The organism is Kitasatospora sp. NPDC092948 (assembly GCF_044754805.1).
GTDB lineage: Bacteria > Actinomycetota > Actinomycetes > Streptomycetales > Streptomycetaceae > Kitasatospora.
In genome coordinates this window covers 264691-289465 of the sequence record NZ_JBIVPU010000008.1, presented here as the reverse complement: position 1 = coordinate 289465, position 24775 = coordinate 264691, and the positions used below count along the sequence as shown (strand labels likewise).

General features: G+C 72.1%; 25 protein-coding genes and 1 pseudogene. 9 read left to right on the top strand and 17 right to left on the bottom strand.

From position 1 onward, the window contains the following. The first annotated feature begins 75 nt into the window (after nt 1-75). Together ACIQF6_RS24165 and ACIQF6_RS24160 are read left to right on the top strand one after the other, a co-directional pair. Entirely contained in the window at nt 76-888 is an 813-nt protein-coding gene (locus ACIQF6_RS24165; protein WP_400898314.1) for an ABC transporter ATP-binding protein, read from the top strand. Between the two features lie 134 nt (nt 889-1022). Beyond that, nucleotides 1023-2177 (top strand): agmatine deiminase family protein, encoded by a 1155-nt coding sequence (locus tag ACIQF6_RS24160; protein WP_400898312.1) that lies wholly within the window; start codon nt 1023-1025, stop codon nt 2175-2177. 230 nt (nt 2178-2407) lie between these two features. Here the strand turns inward: ACIQF6_RS24160 and ACIQF6_RS24155 are convergent, their stop codons facing one another. Further along, nucleotides 2408-3031: a TetR/AcrR family transcriptional regulator gene (locus ACIQF6_RS24155; protein WP_400898310.1), complete on the bottom strand. Its 624-nt coding sequence runs from the start codon at nt 3029-3031 to the stop codon at nt 2408-2410. Nucleotides 3032-3171: 140 nt separating this feature from the next. On the opposite strand from ACIQF6_RS24155, the gene ACIQF6_RS24150 reads away from it, so the two are divergent. Beyond that, nucleotides 3172-4356: an agmatine/peptidylarginine deiminase gene (locus ACIQF6_RS24150; RefSeq protein ID WP_400898308.1), complete on the top strand. Its 1185-nt coding sequence runs from the start codon at nt 3172-3174 to the stop codon at nt 4354-4356. A gap of 68 nt (nt 4357-4424) precedes the next feature. On the opposite strand, the pseudogene ACIQF6_RS24145 reads toward ACIQF6_RS24150, so the two are convergent. Continuing rightward, nucleotides 4425-4582 (bottom strand): annotated as a pseudogene (locus tag ACIQF6_RS24145) (thioredoxin-disulfide reductase); the annotation flags it as partial. A gap of 10 nt (nt 4583-4592) precedes the next feature. Continuing rightward, nucleotides 4593-5015, bottom strand: coding sequence for an arsenate reductase ArsC (locus ACIQF6_RS24140; RefSeq protein ID WP_400898306.1), 423 nt, complete (start codon nt 5013-5015; stop codon nt 4593-4595). A gap of 312 nt (nt 5016-5327) precedes the next feature. Here ACIQF6_RS24140 and ACIQF6_RS24135 point away from each other — a divergent pair, with 312 nt between their 5' ends. The 3 genes from ACIQF6_RS24135 (at nt 5328) to ACIQF6_RS24125 (ending at nt 7940) form a co-directional block, all read left to right on the top strand. Continuing rightward, nucleotides 5328-5660: an ArsR/SmtB family transcription factor gene (locus tag ACIQF6_RS24135; RefSeq protein ID WP_400898304.1), complete on the top strand. Its 333-nt coding sequence runs from the start codon at nt 5328-5330 to the stop codon at nt 5658-5660. Beyond that, the gene (gene arsB / locus ACIQF6_RS24130) at nt 5651-6760 is read left to right on the top strand and encodes an ACR3 family arsenite efflux transporter (RefSeq protein WP_400898364.1); all 1110 of its coding nucleotides are present in this window, start codon (nt 5651-5653) and stop codon (nt 6758-6760) included. The genes ACIQF6_RS24135 and arsB overlap by 10 nt, the downstream gene beginning before the upstream one ends. Before the next feature lie 121 nt (nt 6761-6881). Then, nucleotides 6882-7940 (top strand): ArsO family NAD(P)H-dependent flavin-containing monooxygenase, encoded by a 1059-nt coding sequence (locus tag ACIQF6_RS24125; RefSeq protein WP_400898302.1) that lies wholly within the window; start codon nt 6882-6884, stop codon nt 7938-7940. 321 nt (nt 7941-8261) lie between these two features. Here ACIQF6_RS24125 and ACIQF6_RS24120 read toward each other — a convergent pair whose 3' ends face one another. Together ACIQF6_RS24120 and ACIQF6_RS24115 are read right to left on the bottom strand one after the other, a co-directional pair. Further along, nucleotides 8262-8768, bottom strand: coding sequence for a GNAT family N-acetyltransferase (locus ACIQF6_RS24120; protein ID WP_400898300.1), 507 nt, complete (start codon nt 8766-8768; stop codon nt 8262-8264). 22 nt (nt 8769-8790) lie between these two features. Further along, nucleotides 8791-9150, bottom strand: a complete 360-nt coding sequence (locus ACIQF6_RS24115; RefSeq protein WP_400898298.1) for an ArsR/SmtB family transcription factor — start codon at nt 9148-9150, stop codon at nt 8791-8793. Between the two features lie 170 nt (nt 9151-9320). Between ACIQF6_RS24115 and ACIQF6_RS24110 the strand changes: the two genes are divergently transcribed. Continuing rightward, nucleotides 9321-10859 (top strand): NAD(P)-binding domain-containing protein, encoded by a 1539-nt coding sequence (locus tag ACIQF6_RS24110; protein ID WP_400898296.1) that lies wholly within the window; start codon nt 9321-9323, stop codon nt 10857-10859. A 254-nt stretch (nt 10860-11113) separates the two neighbouring features. On the opposite strand, the gene ACIQF6_RS24105 is transcribed toward ACIQF6_RS24110, so the two are convergent. From ACIQF6_RS24105 to ACIQF6_RS24050, 12 genes are all read right to left on the bottom strand, one after another. Further along, on the bottom strand, nt 11114-11650 hold the full coding sequence (locus ACIQF6_RS24105; protein WP_400898294.1) for an MOSC domain-containing protein: 537 nt from the start codon (nt 11648-11650) through the stop codon (nt 11114-11116). Continuing rightward, entirely contained in the window at nt 11651-11896 is a 246-nt protein-coding gene (locus ACIQF6_RS24100) for an acyl carrier protein (RefSeq protein WP_400898292.1), read from the bottom strand. Continuing rightward, nucleotides 11893-12963 (bottom strand): NAD(P)H-dependent flavin oxidoreductase, encoded by a 1071-nt coding sequence (locus tag ACIQF6_RS24095; protein WP_400898290.1) that lies wholly within the window; start codon nt 12961-12963, stop codon nt 11893-11895. The genes ACIQF6_RS24100 and ACIQF6_RS24095 overlap by 4 nt, the downstream gene beginning before the upstream one ends. Then, the gene (locus tag ACIQF6_RS24090) at nt 12960-13838 is read right to left on the bottom strand and encodes a hypothetical protein (protein WP_400898288.1); all 879 of its coding nucleotides are present in this window, start codon (nt 13836-13838) and stop codon (nt 12960-12962) included. The genes ACIQF6_RS24095 and ACIQF6_RS24090 overlap by 4 nt, the downstream gene beginning before the upstream one ends. 56 nt (nt 13839-13894) lie before the next feature. Continuing rightward, a complete protein-coding gene (locus tag ACIQF6_RS24085) occupies nt 13895-14758 on the bottom strand; it encodes a diiron oxygenase (RefSeq protein ID WP_400898286.1) in 864 nt (287 codons plus the stop codon). Beyond that, nucleotides 14755-15693 carry an inositol monophosphatase family protein gene (locus ACIQF6_RS24080; RefSeq protein ID WP_400898284.1) on the bottom strand — a complete coding sequence of 313 codons (939 nt, stop codon included), beginning with the start codon at nt 15691-15693 and terminating at the stop codon, nt 14755-14757. Before ACIQF6_RS24080 ends, ACIQF6_RS24085 begins: the two co-directional genes overlap by 4 nt. Continuing rightward, nucleotides 15693-16961 (bottom strand): aspartate aminotransferase family protein, encoded by a 1269-nt coding sequence (locus ACIQF6_RS24075; protein WP_400898282.1) that lies wholly within the window; start codon nt 16959-16961, stop codon nt 15693-15695. The genes ACIQF6_RS24080 and ACIQF6_RS24075 overlap by 1 nt, the downstream gene beginning before the upstream one ends. Before the next feature lie 83 nt (nt 16962-17044). Continuing rightward, nucleotides 17045-17569, bottom strand: coding sequence for a hypothetical protein (locus ACIQF6_RS24070; protein WP_400898280.1), 525 nt, complete (start codon nt 17567-17569; stop codon nt 17045-17047). 172 nt (nt 17570-17741) lie between these two features. Next, nucleotides 17742-18761, bottom strand: coding sequence for a phosphotransferase family protein (locus ACIQF6_RS24065; RefSeq protein ID WP_400898278.1), 1020 nt, complete (start codon nt 18759-18761; stop codon nt 17742-17744). Between the two features lie 130 nt (nt 18762-18891). Then, on the bottom strand, nt 18892-19809 hold the full coding sequence (locus tag ACIQF6_RS24060) for an ROK family protein (protein ID WP_400898276.1): 918 nt from the start codon (nt 19807-19809) through the stop codon (nt 18892-18894). Then, nucleotides 19806-20939 (bottom strand): zinc-binding dehydrogenase, encoded by a 1134-nt coding sequence (locus ACIQF6_RS24055; RefSeq protein WP_400898274.1) that lies wholly within the window; start codon nt 20937-20939, stop codon nt 19806-19808. Before ACIQF6_RS24055 ends, ACIQF6_RS24060 begins: the two co-directional genes overlap by 4 nt. Before the next feature lie 582 nt (nt 20940-21521). After that, nucleotides 21522-22553: a helix-turn-helix transcriptional regulator gene (locus tag ACIQF6_RS24050; RefSeq protein WP_400898272.1), complete on the bottom strand. Its 1032-nt coding sequence runs from the start codon at nt 22551-22553 to the stop codon at nt 21522-21524. A 532-nt stretch (nt 22554-23085) separates the two neighbouring features. Here ACIQF6_RS24050 and ACIQF6_RS24045 point away from each other — a divergent pair. Together ACIQF6_RS24045 and ACIQF6_RS24040 are read left to right on the top strand one after the other, a co-directional pair. Then, nucleotides 23086-23352, top strand: coding sequence for a hypothetical protein (locus tag ACIQF6_RS24045; RefSeq protein ID WP_400898270.1), 267 nt, complete (start codon nt 23086-23088; stop codon nt 23350-23352). Nucleotides 23353-23538: 186 nt separating this feature from the next. Next, nucleotides 23539-24768: a hypothetical protein gene (locus ACIQF6_RS24040; RefSeq protein ID WP_400898268.1), complete on the top strand. Its 1230-nt coding sequence runs from the start codon at nt 23539-23541 to the stop codon at nt 24766-24768. Nucleotides 24769-24775 lie beyond the last annotated feature (7 nt).

The following is a 24775-nucleotide window of genomic DNA, read 5'->3' as shown; positions in this document are numbered from 1 at the left end:
GACCCGTCCCCGGCACGACGGCCGACCGTCTGACCGCCCGCCACCGCACCCAACGGCCCGGAAGGAGCACCGTCGATGCCTGAAACCCCCACCGGGACAGCCGTGTTGGAGGTCTCCGGGTTGTGCCGCAGCTTCGGCGCCGTCACCGCCGTCGACCAGGTCGGCTTCTCGCTCCCCGCCGGAGGCTCGCTCGGCATCGTCGGCGAGTCCGGTTCGGGGAAGACCACCACGGCCCGGATCGTGGTGGGCCTGGAGCGTGCCGACGCCGGGACGGTGACGGTGTGCGGTCGGGAGCGCGCCGCGGCCGTGCGGGGTCGGTCCGCCCGGCTGGCCCGTGCCCGCGAGGTCCAGATGGTCTTCCAGGACCCGTACCTGTCGCTCGATCCGCGGATCGGGGTCGGCGCGGCGCTGCGCGAGACGCTGCGGCTGCACTTCCCCCGCCGGGACCACCGGGGCCGGGTCGCGGAACTCCTCGACCAGGTCGGCCTGGGCACCCGGGCGGCCGACGCGCTGCCCCGGCAGCTGTCCGGCGGACAGCGTCAACGCGTCGCCATTGCACGGGCGTTGGCCGTCGAGCCGACCGTGCTGGTGCTGGACGAGGCGGTCGCGGCGCTCGACGTGTCGGTGCAGGCGCAGGTACTGAACCTGCTCGCCGGCATTCGCGCCGAGACCGGCATCGGCTACCTGTTCATCACCCACGACCTGGGCGTGGTCCGCTGCGTCACCGACGAGGTGGTGGTGATGCGCGCGGGCCGGATCGTCGAATCGGGCCCGACCGCGACGGTCCTGGCGGAGCCCCGGCACGCCTACACCCGGCTGCTGCTGGAGTCCGTCCCGCACCGCGGCTGGGCCCCGGAGCGGATCGCTGCCGCGCGGCGGGCGCTGTGAGCGGGCGCGCGGCGGGCGCGGCGGGCGCTGTGAGCGGGCGCGGCGGGACGGGGTGTCGGTGCGCCGCCGGGCCCCCGGTCTCGGCTGCCGTGCGTCGTTCGCACCTTCGCCCGAGGTGTCGCTATTGTCCGGATGTGCTCCCCGATCTTTCGTTCGCCCCGCCGTCGCGCCGCGCCCTGCTTCGCTCCACTGCCGCCCTGGCGGCGCTGGCGCTGCTGGACGGCTGTTCAAGCGGCAGCGGGGACGCGCAACCCGCCGAGCCGACCGGCCCGCAGCCGTCCGCGGCCGGCTGGTCGATGCCCGCGGAGTCGGCGCCGCACACCCGCACCTTCATGGCCTGGCCCGCGCTGGAGGAGGTGTGGGGCGACCAACTGCCGGGCGTGCGCCAGGACATCGCGTCGATCGCGCGGGCCGTCGCCGCCTTCGAGCCGGTGGTGCTGATGGCCCGGCCCGAGCAGGCGGCGCAGGCGCGCAAGCAGTGCGGGGCGTCGGTGGAGGTGATCGAGCTGCCGGTGGACGACCTGTGGGCACGGGACACCGGCCCGACGTTCGTCACCGGCCCGCAGGGTCTTGCCGGGGTGGACTTCGGGTTCAACGGGTGGGGCGGCAAGCAGACCCACGCCGAGGACGCACAGGTCGCCCGGCGGCTGCTGGACCGCTACGGCGTTCCGCGCATCCGGGCGTCCGTCACCGGCGAGGGCGGCGCGATCGAGGTCGACGGCGCGGGCACCCTGATGGCGACCGAGAGCTCCTGGGTGAACGCCAACCGCAATCCCGGCAAGTCCCGCGACGAGATCGAGGCGGAGCTGAAGCAGCGCCTGGGCGTCCACAAGGTGCTGTGGATCAAGGGGGTGGCGGGCCAGGACATCACCGACTGCCACATCGACGCCCTCGCCCGGTTCGCCGAACCGGGGACGGTGGTGGTGCACCGTCCCGCCGCCGACACCCCGCCGGACGTCTGGACCACCGCCTCGGACCAGGCCCTGGAGGTACTGCGCTCGGCCACCGACGCCCGGGGCAAGCCGCTGCGGGTGGTCGAACTGGTCGAGCCCGACGCAGAGTTGATTCCGGCGCACAACGCGGACTTCCTGGCCACCTACCTCAACTACTACGTCGTCAACGGCGGCGTGATCGTCCCGAAGTTCGGCGATCGGGCCGCCGACGACCGGGCCGCCGACATCATCGGCGAGCTGCACCCCGGCCGGAAGGTGGTCCAGGTGTCCATCGACCAGGTGGCGGCGGGCGGCGGCGGCATCCACTGCGCCACCCAGCAGCAGCCGGCCGTCTGACGATCCGCCGAACAGGCGCGGCGGTCAGCCGAGCGGACAGACAAGCGGACGGGCAGACGGTCACGCGGACTTCGCGGTCACGCGGACTTCGCGGTCACGCGGACTTCGCGGTCACGCGGGCCTCGCGGTCACGCGGACTTCGCGGTCACGCGGGCCTCGCGGTCACGCGGACTTCGCGGTCACGCGGGCCTCGCGGTCACGCGGGCCTCGCGGTCACGCGGGCCTCGCGGTCACGCGGGCCTCGCGGTCAGCGCGGCCATCAGGGTCCGTAGCACCACGTCGGCGTCCACCTGCGGGTCGAGGGACTGGAGGGCGGCCAGCCCGTCGACGGCGGCGGCGAACGCGTCGCCGAGTGCGATCGCGTCCGGGCCGTCGTCGCGTTCGTCGGCCAGCACGTGGAACAGCCGGGTGAAGCAGGACCGCCACCGGCGGTACTCCTGGTCCAGCGCGGTGCGGACCCGGTCGTCGTTGAGCGCCAGCCAGTGCAGCGCGGAGTGCAGGTGGGCGAGATCCGGGCTCTCCGGCCGGGCGAGCAGGGTGACGACCCGTTCGGCGCGTTCGGCGAAGTCTCCGGGTTCGTCGACGGCCCGTTCCAGCGGGGTGATCCACTCCGGGCGGAGGTCCTCGACCACGGCGACGATCAGGTCGGTGCGGTCCCGGAAGTGGTAGTGGCACATCCCGTGCGAGACCTCGCACAGCGCCGCGACATTGCGTGTGGTGAACCGCCCGGCGCTCTCGCCGGCCAGCAAGGTGCGGGCCGCGGCGATCAGCCGGGCCCGGGTCCGTTCGCCCTTGGTGGCCGCCGTTTGCGGCCGACCGGTCGCCTCGTCCTGCTCGTTCGCCCGCGTCGCCATGGCCGCCACTCTAGCGACCCGCCCACGCCCGGCGGACGAAAGCTGCACAGAGCATTGACCGAGCGCTTGGTCAGTTTTACTGTTCCGACCAACCCCCACCAACCCCGCACCCTCAGCGGGCAGTTGAACTGGAGACCCGGATGCGCGAGCACTCCCCCATGTCGCCCTCGCTGGACCGGCGGCGGTTCCTCACCGCGGCGGGCCTGACCGCCGCAGGCGCGGCCGCGGCGGCCGTCGCGGGCCCGTCCGCCTTCGCCGCGAACCGCCCCTCCGCCGGCGCCGAGGCCGCCGACCCCGCCGACCTCGCCCTCGCCGCCGGTGCGTTCGCCGTCCCCGCGGAGGACGTCCGGCACACCAGGACGTGGATGGCCTGGCCCGACAGCAGCACGATCTGGCGCACCAAGCTCAGCGGCGTCCAGGCGAACATCGCGCTGATCGCCAAGACCATCGCCAAGTACGAACCGGTCGTGATGTGCGCCAACCCGGCGAGCGCGGCCACGGCCCGGTCGATGTGCGGTACGACTGTGACCGTCATCGACACGATCCCGGTGGACGACTGCTGGATGCGCGACAGCAGCGCGGTGTTCCGCACCAACGGCGCGGGCGGGCTGGACGCGATCGGCCTCAACTTCAACGGCTGGGGCAACCGGCAGACCCACGCCAAGGACGCCCTGGTCGCCCAGCGGATCGCCGCCTACGTCGGGGTGCCGTACACCGCGGCCGGCCTGGTCGCCGAGGGCGGGGCGATCGAGCAGGACGGCGCCGGCACCCTGATGGCCACCCGCAGCAGCGTCATCAACACCAACCGGAACCCGAACCTGACGCAGGCCCAGATCGAGTCCGCGATGTGCGCGGCCTACGGGGCCTCCAAGGTGATCTGGTTCACCGGCATCAAGGGCCAGGACATCACCGACGACCACGTGGACGCCACGTCGCGCTTCCTCGCCGCCGGTTCCGGCCTGGTCCAGATGCCACTGGCGTCCGACACCGACGTGTGGGCGCAGGACGCCCGCGCGCAGTACCAGCTGCTGTCCACCGCGACCACCGCCGGCGGCAAGGCGATCGCGGTCACCAAGCTCCAGGGCCCCGACTACAACAAGATCCGCTCGACCGACCCCAACTTCGTCGGCTCCTACGCCAATTACTACGTGTGCAACGGCGCGGTGATCGCCGCCCAGTTCGGCGACAGCACCGCCGACGCCGCCGCCAAGGCCACCCTGGCCCGGCTCTTCCCCGGCCGGGTGATCGAACAGCTGAACATCGACTCACTGGGCGCCGGCGGCGGCGGCATCCACTGCGTCACCCAGCAGCAGCCCGCCGCCTGACGGCCCGCCCGGTGGGCCCGACACGCACCGGGGCCCACCGGGCAGCCACGCGACGCGACCACGTCGGATCACGCCACGGGCTCCAACTCGCCCTCGCCGGAGCCGACATCGGCGAGGCTCGCGAAGTGGCGATCGGCGTCGAGTGCACGGAGTACGCGGAGCAGTCAGTGCCCGCGACGGCGACGGCCTGGCGGTAGTCGCGGTCGACGACGTCGCCGGCGGCGGCCAGGGCGCGGTCAGCCCTCCAGCTGCTTGGCGTCGATCTCGGCGATCAGGTTCTCGATCAGGGTGCGGATCTCGTCGCGGATCGGGCGGACGGCTTCGACGCCCTGACCGGCCGGGTCCTCCAGCTTCCAGTCCAGGTACTTCTTGCCGGGGAAGTACGGGCAGGCGTCGCCGCAGCCCATGGTGATGACGTAGTCGGACGCCTGGACGGCCTCGGTGGTGAGGATCTTCGGCTTCTGGTCGGAGATGTCGACGCCGACCTCGGCCATCGCCGCGACGGCCGCCGGGTTGACCTGGTCCCCGGGCATGGAGCCGGCGGAGCGGACCTCGACGCGGTCGCCCGCGAGGTGCTGGAGGAAACCGGCGGCCATCTGGGAGCGGCCGGCGTTGTGGACACAGACGAACAGCACGGAGGCTGCGGGGGAGGCAGTCATCTCGCTCTTCCTCGGAGACGGGGCGCAGCGTGACACGCCCGGACGGGGGCGGCAGTGCCTGCGGTAGCGGCCTTGCGGCAGTTGCGGTGCCCGCAGACCGACGGCACTGCGGGCTCGACGGCCCGTTCGGAGCACCGGCCGACATCGCGAAACGTATCACCACACGATGATGTCAGTCGATGGTGATGCGAATCCGACGGCGAAGGCCCCACCCGACACTTCCGACAGCCCCTTCCAAGACAGCGAACGCGGCTGCACCCGCCCGGGTCGCAGGCTTGGAACCGCCGCCGAGACCGGCTAACGTATCATCACATGGTGATGTCAGTAGAGAGTGATGCGACCGGCGCGGTGAACGTGCTGAAGGCCGTGGCCGACCCGCTGAGGATGCAGATCCTCACGCTGCTCGCCCGCGAGGCCCTGTGCACCAGCCACCTGGTCGAGGAGACCGGCGCCCGGCAGACCAACCTGTCCAACCACCTGAAGATCCTTCGGGAGGCCGGACTGGTCGACACCGAGCCCTGCGGCCGCTTCACCTACTACAAGCTCCGCCCCGACGCCCTGGAGTCCCTCGCGGGCTTCCTCGGCGATCTCGCCGCCACCGCCCGCGCCACCGCGTGCGCCGACACGAAGAGGTCCTGTCCGTGACCCCGACCAAGACCTCCGCCCCCTCGCAGACAGGCGAGGCCGGGCTGGTCGGCAAGCTCTCCTTCCTGGACCGCTACCTCGCGGTGTGGATCCTGCTCGCCATGGGCCTCGGACTCGGTCTCGGCCGCCTGGTCCCCGGCCTGAACGACGCCCTCGCCAAGGTCGAGGTCGGCGGGGTCTCGCTGCCGATCGGCCTCGGCCTGCTGGTCATGATGTACCCGGTGCTGGCGAAGGTCCGCTACGACCGCCTGCACACCGTCACCGGCGACCGGAAGCTGATGGCCTCCTCCCTGGTGATCAACTGGGTGCTCGGCCCGGCCGTGATGTTCGCCCTCGCCTGGATCTTCCTCCCCGACCTGCCCGAGTACCGCACCGGCCTGATCATCGTCGGCCTGGCCCGCTGCATCGCCATGGTGATCATCTGGAACGACCTCGCCTGCGGCGACCGCGAGGCCGCCGCCGTCCTGGTCGCCCTCAACTCGGTCTTCCAGGTCGTCATGTTCGGTGTTCTCGGCTGGTTCTACCTCGACGTCCTGCCCGGCTGGCTCGGCCTGCACCAGGACGGCCTGCACTTCTCCGTCGCCAAGATCGTCGTCAACGTGCTGATCTTCCTCGGCATCCCGCTGCTCGCCGGGTTCCTCACCCGCCGCCTCGGCGAGAAGAAGCTCGGCCGCGAGAGGTACGAGCAGAAGTTCCTGCCGAAGATCGGTCCCTGGGCGCTCTACGGCCTGCTCTTCACGATCGTCATCCTCTTCGCCCTCCAGGGGAAGACCATCACCTCCCAGCCCCTGGACGTCGCCCGGATCGCGCTGCCCCTGCTCGCCTACTTCGCGATCATGTGGTTCGGCACCTTCGCCCTCGGCAAGGCCCTCGGCCTCGCCTACGACCGCACCGCCACCCTCGCCTTCACCGCAGCCGGCAACAACTTCGAACTCGCCATCGCCGTCGCCATCGCGACCTTCGGCGTCACCTCCGGCCAGGCCCTCTCCGGCGTCGTCGGCCCGCTCATCGAGGTGCCCGTCCTGATCGCCCTGGTGTACGTCTCCCTCGCCTGGCGCAAGAAGTTCACCGCCCGCACCGCCCACCCGGTGGAGCAGTAGCAGTGAGCTGCCCGCAGACGCCTGCGACGATCGGCCCCGAGCCCGCTGCCCGCAACCGCCGGCAGCGGGCTCGGGCCGTCACCCGCCCCACCGATCGAGTCCACCGCGCCGGGGGCGGGCGATGACCGCCGCCGAGCAGCACCGACAGGTCGTCGTGATCGGCGGCGGCCAGGCCGGACTCGCCGCCGGCTACTACCTGCGCCGCGCCGGACTCGACTTCGCCATCCTCGACGCCAACCACGCACCCGGCGGCGCGTGGCAGCACTACTGGGACAGCCTGCGCCTGTTCTCCCCCGCCGAGTACTCCTCCCTCCCCGGCCGGCCGATGCCCCACCAGCGCGGCGCGACATACCCCGACGCCCGGCACGTCGCCGCCTACCTCGCCGCCTACGAGGACCGCTACCAACTGCCCGTCCACCGCCCCGTCCACGTGACCGGCGTCGAACGCACCCCCGACCACCTCACCGTCCACACCGACACCGACGCCGACACCTGGCACGCACAGGCCGTGGTCTTCGCCACCGGATCGTGGCGACGCCCCTTCGTCCCCGCCGTCCCCGGACGCGAACAGTTCACCGGCCGTCAACTCCACACCACCGGCTACCGCACGGCAGCCGACTTCGCCGGGCAGCGCGTCGCCGTGGTCGGCGGCGGCAACTCCGGCGCGCAGATCGCCGCCGACCTCACCGCCGTCGCCGACACCCGCTGGGTCACCCGCCGCCCGCCACGCTTCCTGCCGGACTCCGTCGACGGACGCGCGCTCTTCGAACTCGCCACCCACCAGGTCCGCGCCCACGCCGCCGGGGAGACCCACACCGGCGTCGCCTCGCTCGGCGACATCGTCGTCACCGCACCCGTCCGCGCCGCCCGCGACCACGGACTGCTCACCGCACACCCCATGTTCGACCGCCTCACCGCCACCGGACCGGCCTGGCCGGACGGCACCACCTGGGACTGCGACACGATCATCTGGTGCACCGGCTTCCGCCCCGACCTGGCCGCCACCCGCCCCCTCGGCCTGCACCGCACCAACGGCCGCATCCCCACCGACGGCACCCGCACCCTCGAAGACCCCCGCATCCACCTCCTCGGCTACGGCAACTGGACCGGCCCCGCCTCCGCCACCCTCATCGGCGTCGGCCGCACCGCCGCCGAGCAGCTCCGCACGCTGCTCGGCTGAGTCGCGTACAGCAAACGGGACTTGACCCGGGGAGCCCACTCCCAGGCCCACCGTCGAGAACCTGAGCCGAAGCACCGCGCACGGGCACCTGCTGCGGATCGCCGAGCGGCTGCTGCGCCGCCGCATGGCCGGGGCCTTCGAGCCCGGCACCCGCCCCGCCCCGGGCCCGGAAGGAGGTGACCGACGTGGAGACCCTGTGCGGCGGCGACGAGTGCTGAGCCGGCAGCCGTGAAGGTCTCCGATCGCGAGGCCCGTGCAGCAGGGCCGGTCGCCCACGCGGGCGCGCCACCGCCGATCGCCACGCCGACGCGCGTGCTGCGGTCAGCCGATCGCCGGGCTGCGGCGTTCGATCAGTACGGTGTCGCGCCAGGTACCGTGGTGGCGGGCGATGCGCTCGCGGGTGCCGATGATCCGGAAGCCCGCCCTGGCGTGGACGGCGAGGCTGGCCGCGTTCTCCGGGAACACGCCGGACTGGATGGTCCAGATCCCGGCCGCCTCCGTCGAGGCGATCAGCGCCTCCAGCAGCAGCCCGGCGACGCCGCGCCCCCGGGCCTCGGGGTGAACGTAGACGGAGTGCTCGACCACCCCCGCGTAGACGCACCGGTCGGAGACCCCGACGGCCGCCACCCAGCCCAGCACCCGGCCGACCCCGTCGAGGGCGACGAAGCGGTGGTCCGTCAGCTTGGACCGGTCGAACTGCTCCCAACTCGGCGCAGCGGTCTCGAAGGTGGCGTTGCCGCCGTCGATGCCTGCCTGATAGATCGCCAGGACCTGCTCGGCGTGGCCGGCGGCCATCGGCTCGACGGTGACGGCGGCGGGCGTGGACATCGGCATGGTCCCCCGGGGCGGGTCAGCGGGCGGCGCCCAGCAGGTCGGCCATCATGGCCAGCACGGACGGCTCGACACGGTAGTAGACCCACGTCCCGCGCCGCTCGGAGGTCAGCAGACCGGCCTCGCGGAGCTTCTTCAGGTGGTGGGAGACGGTGGGCTGCGACACCCCGACGTCCTGGATGTCGCAGACGCACGCCTCCCCGCCCTCGTGCGAGGCGACGCGGGAGAACAGCCGCAGCCGCACCGGATCGCCGAGCGCCTTGAACATGGCCGCCATTCGCACGGAGTCGTCCTCCGACAGGGCGACGGCGGTCAGCGGCGGACAGCAGGGCACGGCGTCGTCGGGCTCCAGCAGCGGCAGCACCTTCACGTTCGACATGCATCAATATTGACATCTACCGAACCAAGGAGGGAAGCAAGGAGGGAAGCCCAGAGGTGCGACCCCCGCACAACATTGATGAGCGTCTATGTTGACGCCCGTCGAATCGAGTGCCACGCTGACAGCGACCGAGACATCGACAGGTGTCGAAACAGTGAGGGAGTACCGCCGTGAACGCCTCCGCCGCCGAGCAGCTGCCCGTCGTCGTCATCGGTGCCGGGCCGGTCGGTCTGGCCGCCGCCGCGCACCTGATCGAGTACGGCATCGAGCCGGTGGTGCTGGAGGCCGGGCCGAGCGCCGCCACGGCGGTCCGCGCGTGGTCGCACGTGCGGCTGTTCTCGCAGTGGGCGGAGGTCGTCGACCCCGCCGCCGAGAAGCTCCTCGCCCCGACCGGCTGGGTCCACCCCGCCGCCGACGCCTACCCGATGGGCGGCGACTGGGTCGCGCAGTACCTCCAGCCGCTGGCCGACGTCCTCGGCGACCGCGTCCACTACGACGCCCGCGTCACCGGCGTCGCCCGCGCCGGACGGGACCGGATCGTCGACGCCGACCGCGAGCAGCAGCCGTTCACCGTGCACCTTGAGCACGCCGACGGGAGCGAGGAGCGCGTCCTCGCCCGCGCGGTGATCGACGCCTCCGGCACCTGGTCCACCCCCGGACCGGCCGGCGGCAACGGCCTGCCCGCGCTCGGCGAGCGCGCCGCGAGCGCGAAGATCTCCTACTACGTCCCCGACCTCACCGACCCCGACGTCCGGCAGCGCTACGCGGGCAGGCGCACCGCCGTCGTCGGCGCGGGCGCGTCCGCGTTCACCGCGCTCGCCCTGCTCGCCGACCTCGCCAAGGACGCCCCCGGCACCCACGCCGAGTGGATCCTGCGCCGCGGCATCTCCGGCTCCACCTACGGCGGCGGCACCGCCGACCAGCTGCCCGAACGCGGCTCACTCGGCCTGCGCGCCAAGAAGGCCGTCGAGGATGGGCACGCCAGCGCGCTCACCGGCTTCCGCACCACCGCGATCGAGGCCGACGGCGAGCAGCTCGTCCTGGTCGCCGAGGACGGCCGCCGCAGCCGGCCCGTCGACGAGATCATCGTGCTGACCGGCTTCCGCCCCGACCTCTCCTTCCTCGACGAACTGCGCCTCAACCTGGACGAGCGCCTCCAGGCCCCGGTCTTCCTCGCCGAGCTGATCGACCCCAACCAGCACTCCTGCGGCACCGTCTACCCGCACGGCGCACGCGAGTTGACGCACCCCGAACAGGACCTCTACCTGGTCGGCATGAAGTCCTACGGCCGCGCGCCGACGTTCCTCTCCCGCACCGGCTACGAGCAGGTCCGCTCCATCTCCGCCCTCCTCGCCGGCGACCACGAGGCCGCCGCCCGCGTCGAGTTGACCCTCCCCGAAACGGGCGTGTGCGGCGGCGCCGGCCTCTTCGACGACCCCGACGCCACCCAGGGCGCAGGCGGCTGCTGCTCCACCCCCACGGCCGAGCCCGCAGTCCTCACCCTCGGCAGCGCCCCGCAGCTCATCACCCTGGGTGCCGAGGAGGCCACCGCCGACAGCGGCTGCTGCTCGGCCCCCACCGAGACCGAGGCCCCTGCCGAAAGCAGCGGTTGCTGCTCCGCGCCGACCGAGGCGCCCGCGGAGACCGGCGGTTGCTGCTCCGCGCCCACCGAGGTCGAGGCCACCGCCGCGACCAGTGGTTGCTGCTGACCGCGATGACGGCAGCGTCCCAGCTGAGCGGGGCCGCACTGCCCGCCCTATGCGCCACCCAGATCACCGGCTGGGGCATCCTCCACCGCGCCTTCCCGCCCTGCTCCCCCGCATCCCCGTCGTCCGGACGTGCCCAAGGCGGCGAACCGGCAGGCCGGGCGCTCCGGTCGTGGCGCTGGCCGGTCAGACGTCGTCGAGGTCCGGCGTCGTCGAGGTCCGGCGTCGTCGAGGTCCGGCGTCGTCGAGGTCCGGCGTCATCGGGTGGCGAAGGGCGCGAACTGCTGCTCGGGGCCGTCGAGGCCCGGCCCTGCCGGGCGGATCGGGTCGCCGGTGCGGAGGATGCCGCCTTCGACGATTCGGGCGCGCAGGCCGCCGCGGTGGAGGAGTCCGCGCAGGACGCCGGGTCGGGTGAGCTGTTCGAGCCGGGCGCAGGGTTCGCTGAGGGCGAGGCCGAGCAGGCGCACGTGGTCTCCGACGGTGAACTCCAGGCCGACGAGTTCGGTGAGCGGAACGCCGCGGCACACCACGTTCCGGCGCGCCTCGGAGTGGGTGAGGTGGATCCGGTGCTCGCGTTCCAGCGCGGTCAGGGCGTCGATGTCGAGGAGGGAGATCTCGCAGACGCGGGACGCGCGGCCGGGAGCCCGTCGAGGTGGCGTGTCGTCGGGGCGGTCCTGGAAGTAGCGGTCGCCTTCCAGGCCGCGGCCGGTGACGGCGACGGCTTCCGGCACCTCGACGAGGGGCGCGCCGTGGGTCGGCGCGAGATGGAGCGAGACCGCTGTGCCCTGCCACATTCAGCGACTCCCTTCTCCCGCGAGGAAGTTCTCCTCGATGGCGTGCAGGGTGCGGAACTGGTCGGCGCTCAGCTCGGCGACGTCCAGTTCGCGGCCGACGAGGCCTTCGAGGAACAGGATGAACTCCATGAAGGCGAGGGAGTCGACGATCCGGTTCTCGATCAGGTCGAGGTCGGCGGGGATGTCGCCGAGCGCGGGGTTGCGGGCGCGCAGCCAGTCGACCACCGGTTTGAGGGAGTCATTCACCCTGGCACTTCTCCTTCTTGACGGGCCGGGTCGGGGCGGGTGTGGCGCGGTGTGCGGCGGTGCTCGGGGCGGGTGCGGCGCAGCGCGCGGCGGTATTCGGCGCGGATGCGGTCCACCAGGGCGGCGCCGGGTTCGGTGGCGGTGATCCGTTCGCAGGAGTCGCCGCAGTACATCGCCATGTCCTCGATCCGGCCCTCGGTGCGGATGGACGGTACGGCGGCGCTGTACCGGGGGACGGGCAGCCGGCGGCCGTCGGGGGCGGTGGTGGTGGCGATGAACCGGGCGGGCTGTCGGGGGCCGGGCGCGGTCGTCGCGTTGCGCAGGACCCGGTGTGGCCGGTTCGGCCAGCCGATGTCGAAGACGGTCGTCACCACGGTGTCGGCGGCGGTGGCCGCGACGATCCGGCGTTTGAATTCCGGGTGGGCCTCGGATTCCCGGGCCGCGGCGAAGAGGGTGCCGGCCATCGCTCCGTCGGCGCCTTCGGTGACGGCGCGGGCGAGGTCGGCGCCGGTGGCGATTCCGCCGGCGACGGCGAGGACGGCGTCGGGGTGGTCGCGGCGGACGGCCCGCAGCAGGGGCAGGGCGGGCAGGGCGCCGAGGAGGTGGCCGCCCGCCTCGACGCCCTGGAGCACGACGACGTCGGCGCCCTGTTCGAGGGCCCGGCCGGCGGCGGGCGCGGTGCCGACCTGGACCACCACCGGCAGGCCCGCCCGGACGGCCGCCGCCAGCAGGTCCGGTGCGGGCAGCCCGTAGAACGTGACGAACGCCCGCTCCGGCAGGACGCCGACAGCCGTGTCGAGTTGGGCCCGGCAGCGGTCCGGGGCCAGTACCTCGGGCACCAGGTTGATCCCGAACGGCCGGTCCGTCTGCGCGGCGGTGTCGGCGACGAGGCGGCGGATCCGTTCGGGGGGTTCCTTGTACAGGCCGAGGACGCCGCCGGCGCCCGCCCGGGAGACGGCGGCGCACAGTTCGGGGCCGGCGACGCCGCCCATGCCGGCCTGGAGCAGCGGCAGGGTCACCCCGAGGCGCTGCTCCAGCCGGGTGGGGCGTGGCGCCGGTCCGGTCACCGGGGGGCTCCGGCTTCGGCGACGGCGTCCCGGGCGGCGTCGAGGTCCCCGTCGAAGCGCAGGTCCAGGACGTGCAGCCAGCGTTCCAGTCCGAAGGCGACGCATCCGGTGAAGGCGGGCCTGCCGTCGTGCCGGATCGCGCAGCGTTCCCCGAAGAAGTTGCGGTGGTTGTTGAGGGAGGCCACTGCGGTGCCGTCGGCGGCCAGGAACTCCTCCTTGACCGGTGCGAGGAGCTGCAGCACGGCGCGCGGGCTGTCGCGCCGGAAGAAGGGGTCGCCGGCCGGGGCGCGGTGCAGGTCGACGCCGAGGCGGTCGGCGAAGTGCGCCACCTCCGTCCGGTAGTGGTCGAGGTGCGCGCGGACGGTGTCCTGGCTGCCCAGGCAGACGATTTCGCGCATGGTGAACCCCCAGAGCCGACGCAGGCCGTCGTGGTGGTCCTCGTTGCGGTAGCAGTGGGCGGCGGTGGTCACGAGGGAGGCGTCGTGGTCGAGCGAGCTGTCGGAGAGGTGCAGGAACGCTCCGTAGCAGGCGGCCGAGGGCAGCAGGTGGGTGGCGTCGGCGAGGTCGTGGGCGGGGACGGGGTCGGCCCCGGCCTTGGCGCTGTCCTGGTCGAGCCGGTCGGGCCGGATCCGGCTGACGGTGCTGCCGAGGTGCGGGAAGTTCTGGAAGTAGTCGAGTTTGCGGAGTTCGGCGGCGGGCAGCAGCGGCGGCAGCGTCATCGGCTCGGCGCCGCGGGCGGTCGCCCAGCCGGTGAAGACGTCGTCGAGTGCGCGCAGCAGGCCGGTGGCGGGGCCGTGGAGCGTCGCGAGGCCGTCCTGGACGGACCAGGCGGTGCGGGTGCCGGGCGGGGCCGCGGCACGGTCGGTGTGGGACATCGTCCTCCTCCGGACGGCGGTCGAATGTGGGGGTGTCGGGTCGGCGCGACGCCGGTTCACGCCTCCGGGACGCCGATCCGCCGGAGGAAGTCCTTGGACTTGCGCAGTACCCGCTGGTGTTCGACCCGGCGTGCCGGGTGGTCCAGCAGGCGTTTGCGGAAGGCGAGTCCGTCCGGAATCCCGGCGTCCCGGTAGACGGCCGGGTTGTAGAGGGAGCCGATGCTCGCGGACAGGTAGCCGGTGAGGTACTGGCCGATGGCCCGGCGGTCGTCCTCGCCCAGTCCGGCCTCCAGCAGCCGCTCCCAGAGCAGTTGGACCAGGCGGGCGCCGAAGGCGATGTGCCGGCTCTCGTCCTGGTGGTGGATGCGGTTCAGCTGCCGGATGGTCGGGTGCAGCCGTTCGTCCGCGGCCAGCCGCACGTTGTAGTGGTCGACGATCTGCTCGAACAGCAGGATGCGGGCGAAGACCAGGAAGTTCTCGCGTGCCGGGTCGTCGGTGGGGACGGCCAGCTTCAGCCGCTTCTCCGGGTAGATCCGTCCGCCGTACTTGAGGCAGAACGTCGCGAAGAACCACATGTGTTCGTTCTCCTCACCGATGAAGTGGTGGAAGAACTCGGACGGGACTTCGAAGCCGGGGGTGTGGATCCGCCGCATCACCTCGATGAGCAGTTCCCTGATGCCGTGGACGTTGAGGCTGTAGAAGTTGACGCTCTCCCCCCGGCCGAGGGCCCGCAGCTGCTCGGGGGTGAGCTGCTCGACGTACTCCGTGCCGTGGACGGACAGCAGCTCGGGCGAGAACCAGGGCTCGTCCTCGGGGAGTTCGGCCGGCCAGTCGAAGGTGGTGTACGGGTTGTAGTAGTCGCTGCTGGCCCGGGCCGACAGCCGCTCCAGCAGCTGCCGGAACTCGGTGTCGTCCGTCATGCCCGCTCCCCCGGGGTCCGCCAGGCGATGCCGTCCAGCAGTTTGCGGTGGAGTTCCGGGGTGGACGCCGCGATGCAGGACCGCTGGTTGGTGACGTCCAGTTCGGTGAGCGCGGTGTCGCCGAGCGGCTGCCCGTAGGCGTCGGTGATGACGAGGCCGGCCTGTTCGGCCAGCAGCACCGCGGCGGCGATGTCGTAGGGGAACAGGTGCAGCACCCGTCCGTTGCCCACCCGTTGGAACTCGCCGAGCAGCGCGGGGTCGTCGCGGACCAGCCGGTTGCCGATGTCGACGTACGCGTCGAGCTGGCCGGTGATCAGGCGTGAGATGGAGTAGGTGGCGCTGTTGAAGACGAACACGCCGCCGGTGTTGGCCGAGAGGTCGATGAGGTGCCCGTACGCCTCGGTCATCAGGTGGGCGGGGTGGCCGTTGAACTCCAGGGACCAGAACATCCGGGAGAGGTCGGTGGTCCGGGTCGGCGCGGGCACGGGGTGGTGGTATCCGTGGGCCGCCACCCCGGGGGTGCCCCGCTCGGCGTACAGGTGGGCGCCGGTCTTCCACTCCATCAGCAGGGCGTGTTCGACGTCCGAGATCCGGGGGCGGTCGCCGAGCCGGGCGACGGCGATGGACACGGTGGCGGACTCCAGGCCGGCGACGGCCGGCCGGGTGCCGTCGATGGGGTCGACCACCAGGAGGTGTTCGGGGTTGCGGCCGTGGGTGCGCAGACCGCCGTCCTCGGAGAACAGGACGACCGGCAGGTCGTGGTCGACGACGTACTTCCAGACGGCCCGTTCGGCGACGTCGTCGATGCCGAACTGGGCGTCGCCGCCCGGTGAGAGGCCGCGGACGCCGCGGTTCTCGGACCGGGCCCAGCCGGCGGTGATCTCGTCGCGGACGAGCCGGGCGAGCCCGAGCAGGTAGTCCTTCATGTCCGCCATCAGCTCGCCTCCGCGGCGAAGAGGGTCTCCAGCCGGTCGCAGAGCAGGTCGGCCTCCTCGGTGGTGATGATCAGCGGCGGCCGGATCTTCAGGACGTTTCCGCGCCCGTAGCGGGAGGTGCGCAGGATCAGGCCGTGGTCCATGCCGCGGTGGGCGAGGTGCAGCGTCAGCGGGGTGTCCGGCCGGCCGTCCCGGTCGACCATTTCCAGCCCGATCATCAGCCCGATCCCGCGGACGTCGCCGATCCGCGGGTAGCGCGACGCCAGGTCGCGCAGCCGCTCCATCAGGTGGGCGCCGACGGCCCGGACGTGTGCCAGGAACTCCGGACGGGAGACGAGTTCCAGGGTCTTGTCCGCGGCGGCGGCGGCCAGCACGTTGCCGCCGTAGGTGAACGAGTGGTACTCGCCGTCCAGGCCCGCGAGTTCCTCGGTGGTGAGGATCGCGGCGACCTGCGCGCCCGAACCGCCCAGGCCCTTGGCGGTGGTGATGATGTCCGGCCGCACGCCGAAGTGGTCGGCGGCGAACATGTGGCCGGTGCGGCCGATCCCGGTCTGCACCTCGTCGAAGACCAGCACGATGCCGCGTTCGTCGCAGATCCGGCGGAGCGCGGCGAGGTAGCCGTCCGGCGGCACGATGTTGCCGCCCGAGCCGGACACCGGCTCCACGACGATGCAGGCCACGCTGCCCGAGGAGGAGTGGTCGATGAAGTCGTTGATCCGCTCCGCGCACAGCAGGCCGCAGCTGTCGGGGCTCTGCCGGTAGAAGCAGCGCAGGCAGTACGGGTCCGGGACGTGGGTGATGCCGGCGACCAGGGTGGGGAACGGCGCCCGGCGGAAGGCCTCCCCGGACATCGCCGTGGTCAGCACGGTCTGGCCGTGGTGGCTGCGGAACAGCGTGATCACGTCCCGCCGTCCGGTGCGCAGTTGGGCCATCTTCACGGCGCCCTCGTTGGCGGTCGCACCGCCCGAGACCTTCAGGTGGACCCGGCTGAGGTTCGGCGGCGACACCGCGACCAGCCGGCGCACCAGCCGGTCCACCGGCTCGGTCTGGAACGTCGAGGTGGCGTGGATCAGGAGGTCGGCCTGTTCGCGCATGGCCTTGACGATCTCGGGGTGCCCGTAGCCGAGGCTGAGGTTGAACGTCCCCGAGGCGCAGTCGATGTACGCCCTGCCGTCGGCGTCGTAGAGGTGGATCCCCTCCCCGTGCCGCATCTTGTACTCGCTGACCTGGTAGTAGATCAGGTCCTCGATCTTCCGTTCGCCTTCCACAATTCCTCCCCGAGGCCGGGCCGGCGCTTCCCGAAAAGAATGCGCCGACCCTCGTTCGACGACCGACAGCGCCCCGGAATCGCTCAGGAGGGCAGAATGAACGTGAAACTCGCCTGCCACCCCTCCGGCGTTTCCCGGACGTCCATCAGGCATTCGGGGCGGAAATACTTGTCGAGCCGGTTCCGGCGCTCGCCGGGGAAATACAGCATGGTGGTCAGGACGCCGCCGCCGGGCGGCTGGACCTTCACGTGCACGTGCCGCGTCCGGCCCGGGTACTCGGCCGGCAGGACGGTCTCCAGCCGCCAGTTCCCCTCCTCGTCGGCGAACTGGTGCCCGCGGAGGGTGAACCCCTCCTCGTCGTACACGCCCTCGTCGCCGACCTGCCAGAAGTCCAGCAGGGCGCCCCCGATCGGCTTGCCGTCCGGGTCCACGACCCGGCCCGACAGCACCATCGGGGTCCCGGTCGGGACGTCGGACCGGAAGCTCGTCTTGAACGGTGTGGCCGGCTTGTAGTACGGGCCCTCGGTCTGCTCCGGGGTCGGCGGGATGCCGTTGCACTTGACGTCGGGAGTGATGATCAGGACATCGTTCTCAGGATTCTCTGCCACCGTTTCCTGCCTTCCATCGGGCCGGTTCTGCACCGACCGCAGAAGAAACCGGCCGAAGAAACCGACCGAATCAGCCCGGCGGAAAGCCCGCCGAAATTCGGCACCACGAATTTCCTGTCGTTCAGACTGTCTCCCGGGGATGGCCGTGTCAATAATGCGGACGGGCCGGGAATCAGCGCGGGACCGCGCGGGGAAGGAAGTTCTCCGCGCGCCGCAGCATGACGGCGCGGACCCGGTCGAACACCCGCCGGTCCGGCGGATCGGTCAGGATGTCGGCGAGGGCGAACAGGTCCAGGGCCTCGCTGGTGCGGCGCCAGCCGTCGGGCAACTGCCCGCCGCCGTCCCGGTACCCGTCCAGGAACGCCCGGGAGTAGCCCGGCGGGTAGTCGTCCTCGAAGCGCAGCATGTTGCCGACGTCCATCAGCGGCGGGCCGCTGAAAGCCAGCTCCCAGTCGAGCACCGCGGCGACCTCCCAGCGCCCGTCCCGGCCCGGCCGGACCAGCAGGTTCTTGGGGTTGAAGTCGTTGTGGACGAGCCGGTGGTCGGTGGCGGCAGCGGCGCAGAACGGGGCCGCGCGCTCGGCCAGCAGTCGCAGCGTCCGGATGTCCGGGGCGCCGAGCGCGGGCGCCGCGCCGCCGGCGGGTGGCGGCCGGCGCTCCTCGGCCGCCAGGCAGCGCTCCACGAATCCGCGCACGTCGTCCTCCCCGTCCGGTCCCCCGGGAGCGAGCGACTCCCCCTCGAACCGGCCGGGCCCGGGCAGGTCCCAGGCGGAGATGCGGGCCAGGGTCGTGCCGACCTCCCGGCCCAGGGCGGCGGCTGCTGCTCCCGGGACGCCGGTCAGCGCCTCGGTCAGCGGAACACCCCGGACGAAGCGGTAGACCAGCGACGGACACCCCGTGGCCGCGCCGTCCGGGTCGGCCGCCACCAGCTCCGGCGAGGGGAGCCGCCCGTGCAGGCGCCGCAGCAGCGCGGCCTCGACCTCGCAGGTGTTGCGCCGGACCCCGCTCTCCCCGCCGGGCCGGAAGCGGCGCAGGACGTAGTGCCCGTCCATCTCGGTCACCAGCAGGATCAGCTCGTTGTTGCAGCCGCCGAGGAGCCGGCCGGCGCGTCGGACGCGTTCCCCGGGCAGGGCCTCGTCGTGCAGCCAGGCGCGCGTGCCGGCGTCGAGCTCGATGGGGCCGGTCGTCGTCACTCGTTCATCCTTCCTGTCCTCCGCCCGCGGCCGGGCGCGCCACACCGCGACCTCCCGGGCCCGGGCGCCCGACCCCGCACGCCGATCCGACAAGATCCGGACGAGAGGGCCCGGGCCGTGCGCGCCGCGCTCAGCGGAGGTCGTGCTGCGCCTCGGCCCGGAACGCCAGGACGAGTCCGCCGGCCGGGCCGGCCATCGCGCCGAGCTCGGCCGGGACGACGAAGTCGTCGGCGGCCTGTTCGGGCAGCCCCGGGTATCCGCCGAGCTGTTTGAGCAGTTCCGCCCGCACGGCGGGAAGCAGCCCGGGGAGCACCGACATGCCGCCGCCGATCACGATCCGCTCGGGGGCGGTGCAGTAGACGATGCTGCGCAGCCCCTCGGCCAGGTAGCCGGCTTCGAGCTCGACCGCCCGGTGCAGCTCGTCCCCGGTCAGCTGCTCCGCGGGCCGCCCCCACCGGTCCGCGACGGCGGTTCCTCCGGCCATGCCTTCCAGGCAGTCGCCGTGGAAGGGGCAGTTGCCCGGGAAGTCGTCGCCCGGCCGCCGGCCCACGGCCACGTGCCCCATCTCGGTGTGGACCAGTCCCCTGACGGTCCGTCCGCCGACGATCGCGCCGCCGCCGATGCCCGTCCCGACGGTGAGGTACACGTAGGTGTCGAGCCCGCGCGCGGCACCCCACTGCCCCTCGCCGAGGGCGGCGCCGTTGACGTCCGTGTCGATGCCGATCGGCACGTCCAACTCCCGTGCCAGCGGGCCGATCACGTCGACGTCGACCCAGCCCGGTTTCGGCGTGTCGGTGGTGAACCCGTACTTCGGGAGGTTCGGGCGCAGCTCCAGCGGGCCGAACGAGGCGACGCCGATGGCGGCCAGCCGTCCGTACTGCTGCGTCGCCCGGCCGAAGAAGTCGACGACGCGCGCCAGGGTCTCACCGGGCGCCCCGGTGGGGAACCTGGCCTGGGCCACCACGTTGTCGGGCGAAGTGCCCACCAGGCAGACCACTTTGGTGCCGCCGGACTCGACCGAGCCGTACAGCGCGTGACGCGGGCTCATCCGGCGACCTCCGGCCAGCCGTCCGGGCCCACCGGGCCGGAGTCGGAGCGGATGACGACCTTCATCGCACCGTAGCCGGTGCCGTGGCCGGTGCCGGTGCCGGTACCCCGGCCGGTGCCGTGGCCGTCCGCGCCGGCGGAGAGCAGCGCGAAGGCGTCCCGGTGGCGGTCGAGCGGGAACTCGTGGGTGACCAGCGTCTCCAACGGCAGGTCGCCGATCAGGTCGACCGCGATCGGGAAGGTGTCGGCCCGGTAGTCGCCGGCCCCGATCAGGCTGACGCCGTGGTTGGTCAGGTACAGCGGGCTGATCCGGGGCCGGTAGCCGTCGTCGAATCCCATGGCGACGACCCGGCCGCCGTCGGCCACCAGTTGCAGCGCGTGCTCGACGGCGACCCCGGTGGTGTCGAACACGACGTCGGGCCGGCGTCCGTCCCCGGCCTTGGCCACCGCTTCGAGCGGGTTCGGCCCGCCCGCGTCGACGGTCCGGTCGACCAGCGATCCGGCGACGGCCAGCCGGTACGGGTCCGACTCGGCGAGCACCACCCGGCGCGCCCGGCGCGCGGCGACCAGGGCGGTGAGCAGGCCGATCGGTCCCGCGCCCAGCACGGCGACGGTCTCGCCGTAGCCCACGTCCGCGGCGAGCACGTTGTTCAGGACGCAGGCCAGCGGTTCCACCAGCACGGCGCGCCGGAACGCGAGGGCGCCCGGCAGCCGCTCGGTGAATCGTTCCGGCAGCACCACGTGGTCGGCGTACGTGCCGTCGCGGTCGACACCGACCTCGGTGCCCCGCTTGTTCCGGCAGTGGTTGGTCGCGCCCCGCCGGCAGGGCGGGCAACTGCCGCAGTACAGCGTCGGGTTGACCACGACCCGGTCGCCGGGGCGGACGGACGTCACGTCCGCTCCGACCGTCTCCACCACCCCGACCGACTCGTGCCCGAGGACCACGCCGGGCCGGGCCGGGAAGCGGCCCAGCAGGATCTTGCGGTCGGTACCGCAGATCCCCGTTCCCACGACCCTTACCAGGACGTCGTCGCGTCCGGACGCCTCCGGACGCGGATGGTCCCGTAACTCGACGGGATGCGGACCGGAATCGGAATGGGAACCGGAACCGAGATAAACCAGAGCTCGCACGGCGTCTCCTCGAGGGCCGATGGGCCTACCGCTACCAGGCGACTGTCACCGGCCTGGTCTGCAAGGGGTTCACTGTAGCCCGCACCGTCCTCCTCCGAACCGTCCGTATTTCGGTCATCGTCGGACACCTCCGACCCGAAAGGGGGCGTACGCCCGGCGTGATTCCCGGATCGCGCGTCGAACGGAAATCGGCCCGCTCGGACCGGGCAGCCGGGACCGCGCAGCACAGCACCCCGTTCCACGGCCGCCCCGCGCCGGACACGCCCGCACGCTGGACCGGAGCCGGCTCCGCCGCACGGCCGGCACCGGGCGGGCCGGGCGGCCACTGGTGGGGCCGCTGGGATTCCGGCGGGGCACAGTGGTGGCGAGAAATCCACTCCGAATCGCCCCGACCGGAATCCGGGAACCATTTCCGCAGCGCCTGCTGCTGTCGGCGGTGGAATTGTGCACCGCGGTATCCGAGCGCACTGAAGGGGAAGGGCGGCAGTCCCGTGCACAATGCACCCCTGCGACCGCCGGGCCGATCTCCCGGCCTGCGAGCAGATCGGCGCCCGCCCCACGGCGCAGGTTGGAACACAGGCTCTAGATCCAGCCTCGTTCACGGGCCAGCAGCGCGGCCTGGAAGCGGTTGGACGCGCCCAGGGCCCGCATGATCGACGCCACGTGTTTTCGATAGGTGCGGACGGCGATGCCGAGTTCCCGCGCTCCTATCTCGTCCTTCTGCGCGGTGCTGAGGGAGTGCAGGAGCCGCCGCTGGAAGTCGTTGGCGAGGTCGGGGTCCGCGGCCTCGCCGTCCACGGCCGGGGGCAGGTCGTGGGCCGTCTGCCACATGCGTTCGAAGAGTGCCACGAGGGCGGCGACCAGGCCCGGGTCACGGGTGAGGATCGCACCCCGGGAGGTGTTCGTGGGGTCGATCGGCGTGAGCGCGGCCGACCGGTCGCAGATGATGAGACGCTCCAGGGGCTGGTAGGAGATCCGGATGTGCGCGCCTTTCGAGACGAGTTCCCGCAGGTAGTTCATGGTGCTCGGGTCTTCGAGCGCGGACGAGGCCATGAGGGTCCGCATGTGCACGTTGCGACGGAGGATGCGGCTGTCCAGGACCCGCGCGTGGCTGATGCTCTCCGGGCTGAGGACTCCGCTCGGGCTGGTGGTGAGGCTCTCGGTCCGGGCGAAGAAGGTGAGTTCGTCGATGGCGGCGCGCACGGAGACCATGCCCTCGATGTGCTGGGTGGTGGCGTTGAGGTCGAGGATCTGGGTCCCGCCGTCCAGCGACTTCTCCTGTTCGGCGAGCAGCGCGTCCACGATTCCGCTGCCGACGACCTCCTGTTCGAGCTCGTGCCGGAGCCGGCCCACCGCGTGTTCCACGAGTCCTTCGACGGCCTTGGCCGGCGAGACGGGAACCAGGATCCCGTCGAGGCTCTCGGTGACCAGCCCCAGCCCGGTCAGGCGGTGGTGCACGGCCTGCGGGTCCTGTTCCGTTTCTCCGCCCCGCGCGTCCTGGGCCAGCTGGCGTGCGAGTTCCGACTGGCTGAAGCCGCCTCTGCGCAGCAGGAGTCGATAGATCTCCTCGTCATCGGGGTCGACGCCCAGGAACCGCAGGTCCGCGTGGGTCACTGATCCTCCTCGTAGCCGCGTGCCGACTGCCATGCCCGTTGATCTCGAACCACTGCGCACCATTTTACGAGCGCCGCCCTTCCCGAAAGTGCGCTTTCGCCGCCCTGGCACCTTGCGCACCTTGCGCCCGAATCGACGGCATCCGGCAGCAAATTCCCGCATAAATCATCAGATCGGCCACTTGGGTGCAGCAAGCGGCACCGCGGGGTTGCAGGAAGATGAGCAGCCCGGCCGATCGACCGCAGACCATTCCGGATGCAGAGTTGTTGACGCAACAGGAATCGAGTGCGGAAAAAACCTGCAGATATTGGGGATCCAATGCAGACGGCATTTCGTGTGAAACCCGTGGCGAAAGCAGCCCTCTTTGCTTTCATTTCCGCCGTGTCGGTCGCGGCCTTCGCCTGCCTCGGCAGCGCCCCGGCCAACGCCGACGCCCCTGACGTCGCTCAGACCACGCCGGCCGCAACCGCCGACCCTGGTGTCCACGACTGGGGCTGAGCCGCCGCCAGAGACCTGAATCGAGGAACCCATCATGCGCACGTTTCAGCTGCGGATCACCGGAGCCGCCGGCGCCGCTCCCGAGACTGCGGCAGTGCGGCTGATCGCCCGCCTGCCCGCCGCCTGGGGCGCGACCCTGCTGTCGAGCACCCCCACATCGGCCACGCTCGCGTTCGAGGTGCCCGGGACGCCCTCGACCGAGGAGGTGTCGGCGTCGGTGGACACCGCGCTGGCCGCCCCGGAACTGCAGGGCTGGGCCGCCGACGGAACGGTGGTCCGCCGCCCCGACGGCGAGGGCTGATCCGCCGGGTTCCATGCATGCCGATGATGCCGGGCCGGTCTCCGTGGCCGACGGGAACCCTCCCGGCCGACGAACATCACTGTTTGGGGAAAAATGGAAGGCGCAACAGGCGAAAAAAGCCTCGTACTCGGCTGCGCATCGACCGGTGCGAAATTCACTCCGGGAAACCATCGCGCGACCGGCGATGTGCTTCTCGACCAGATCAGCACGGGCGCGACCATCAAGAACTCGCCGCTGGCCCTGATCGCCGAGGCGGAGGCTCTCAGCGGCATGGGATGCCGCTACTACCACTACCACGCCAGGAACCCGCGGACGCACGAGCAGTCCACCAGCAATGACATCTATCAGGAGATCAGCCGCTCCCTCCAGCACCGCTGCAAGGAGATGCTCATCAGTTTCGGGGCCAGCCGGAACGGCCCCGAGGTGCGGGAGAGCATCCAGCGCTTCGGCGAGTGGGAGCGCATCAGCCAGAGCAGCCTTCCGCTGCACCTGGGCGGAGCGCACTTCGTCACCGTCCAGGCCGCCGTCGAACTGCAGCTGATGTGCGAGGCGGAGCGCCGGTTCGGCGAGATGGGCCCGGACCTCGTCGACAGTGAGCGGTTCCTCGAGATCGTCGAGGACTACCGGCCGTCCGACCGCCTCACCAGGACCAGCCTGGAGACGTACTCGACGACCAACGGGGCGGACTACGGGAGGACCTCCCCGCTCATCCAGTTCGAGGTCTACCGCAGCGCCGTGCAGGCCCGGCAGCGGCTCGGTCTCTTCCACGAGGTGGAGTGGGTCCAGTTCCCGCGCAGCTACGCGATGACCCGGTACGCGGTCGAGCACCCGCAGATCCGGCTCGGCGGCAGCGGCCAGTTGAACATCACCCTGCTGTTCGGGTTCTCGCCGCGCCTGCCCTTCCCGCGGAGCTACGCGGAGTTCAAGCAGGTGGTGGATGCCGCGCGGAGGCTGGAGTACGACCTCGCCGACCCGAAGGTGAAGCGGCGTCACGTGACCGTCTCGGTGGGCGCCGCGGTGCTGCCCGAGCACGCCGCCGGGCACGTCGCGCCGCTGGACGTGGGAACGCGGCGGGGCCGGGCCGTCTCCGCCCTGGAGCGGCTGGCCGCCTACGCGGCCCAGCCCGACAGCGGCGTGGACGTGATCCGGTTCGGCATGGAGGACACGCCGTACGCGGTCACCGTGGACGAGGGCGGCCGCGGCCACCTCCGCCTGGCCGACAACTGCGAGCTCGCCGAGATCGTCATCCGCGAGATCCACGCCAACGGCGCGCGGGTCGAGACCGACCACGAAGTGATCTTCGAACGCATGGGCCTCAACTGGGTCAGGCGGAGCCTGTTCTTCGAGCAGCGCCGGCGCCCGCTCGGCCGGCCCGAGGAGTCCTCGGACCTCGGCGCCGTCCTCCAGCACGTATGACGTTCCA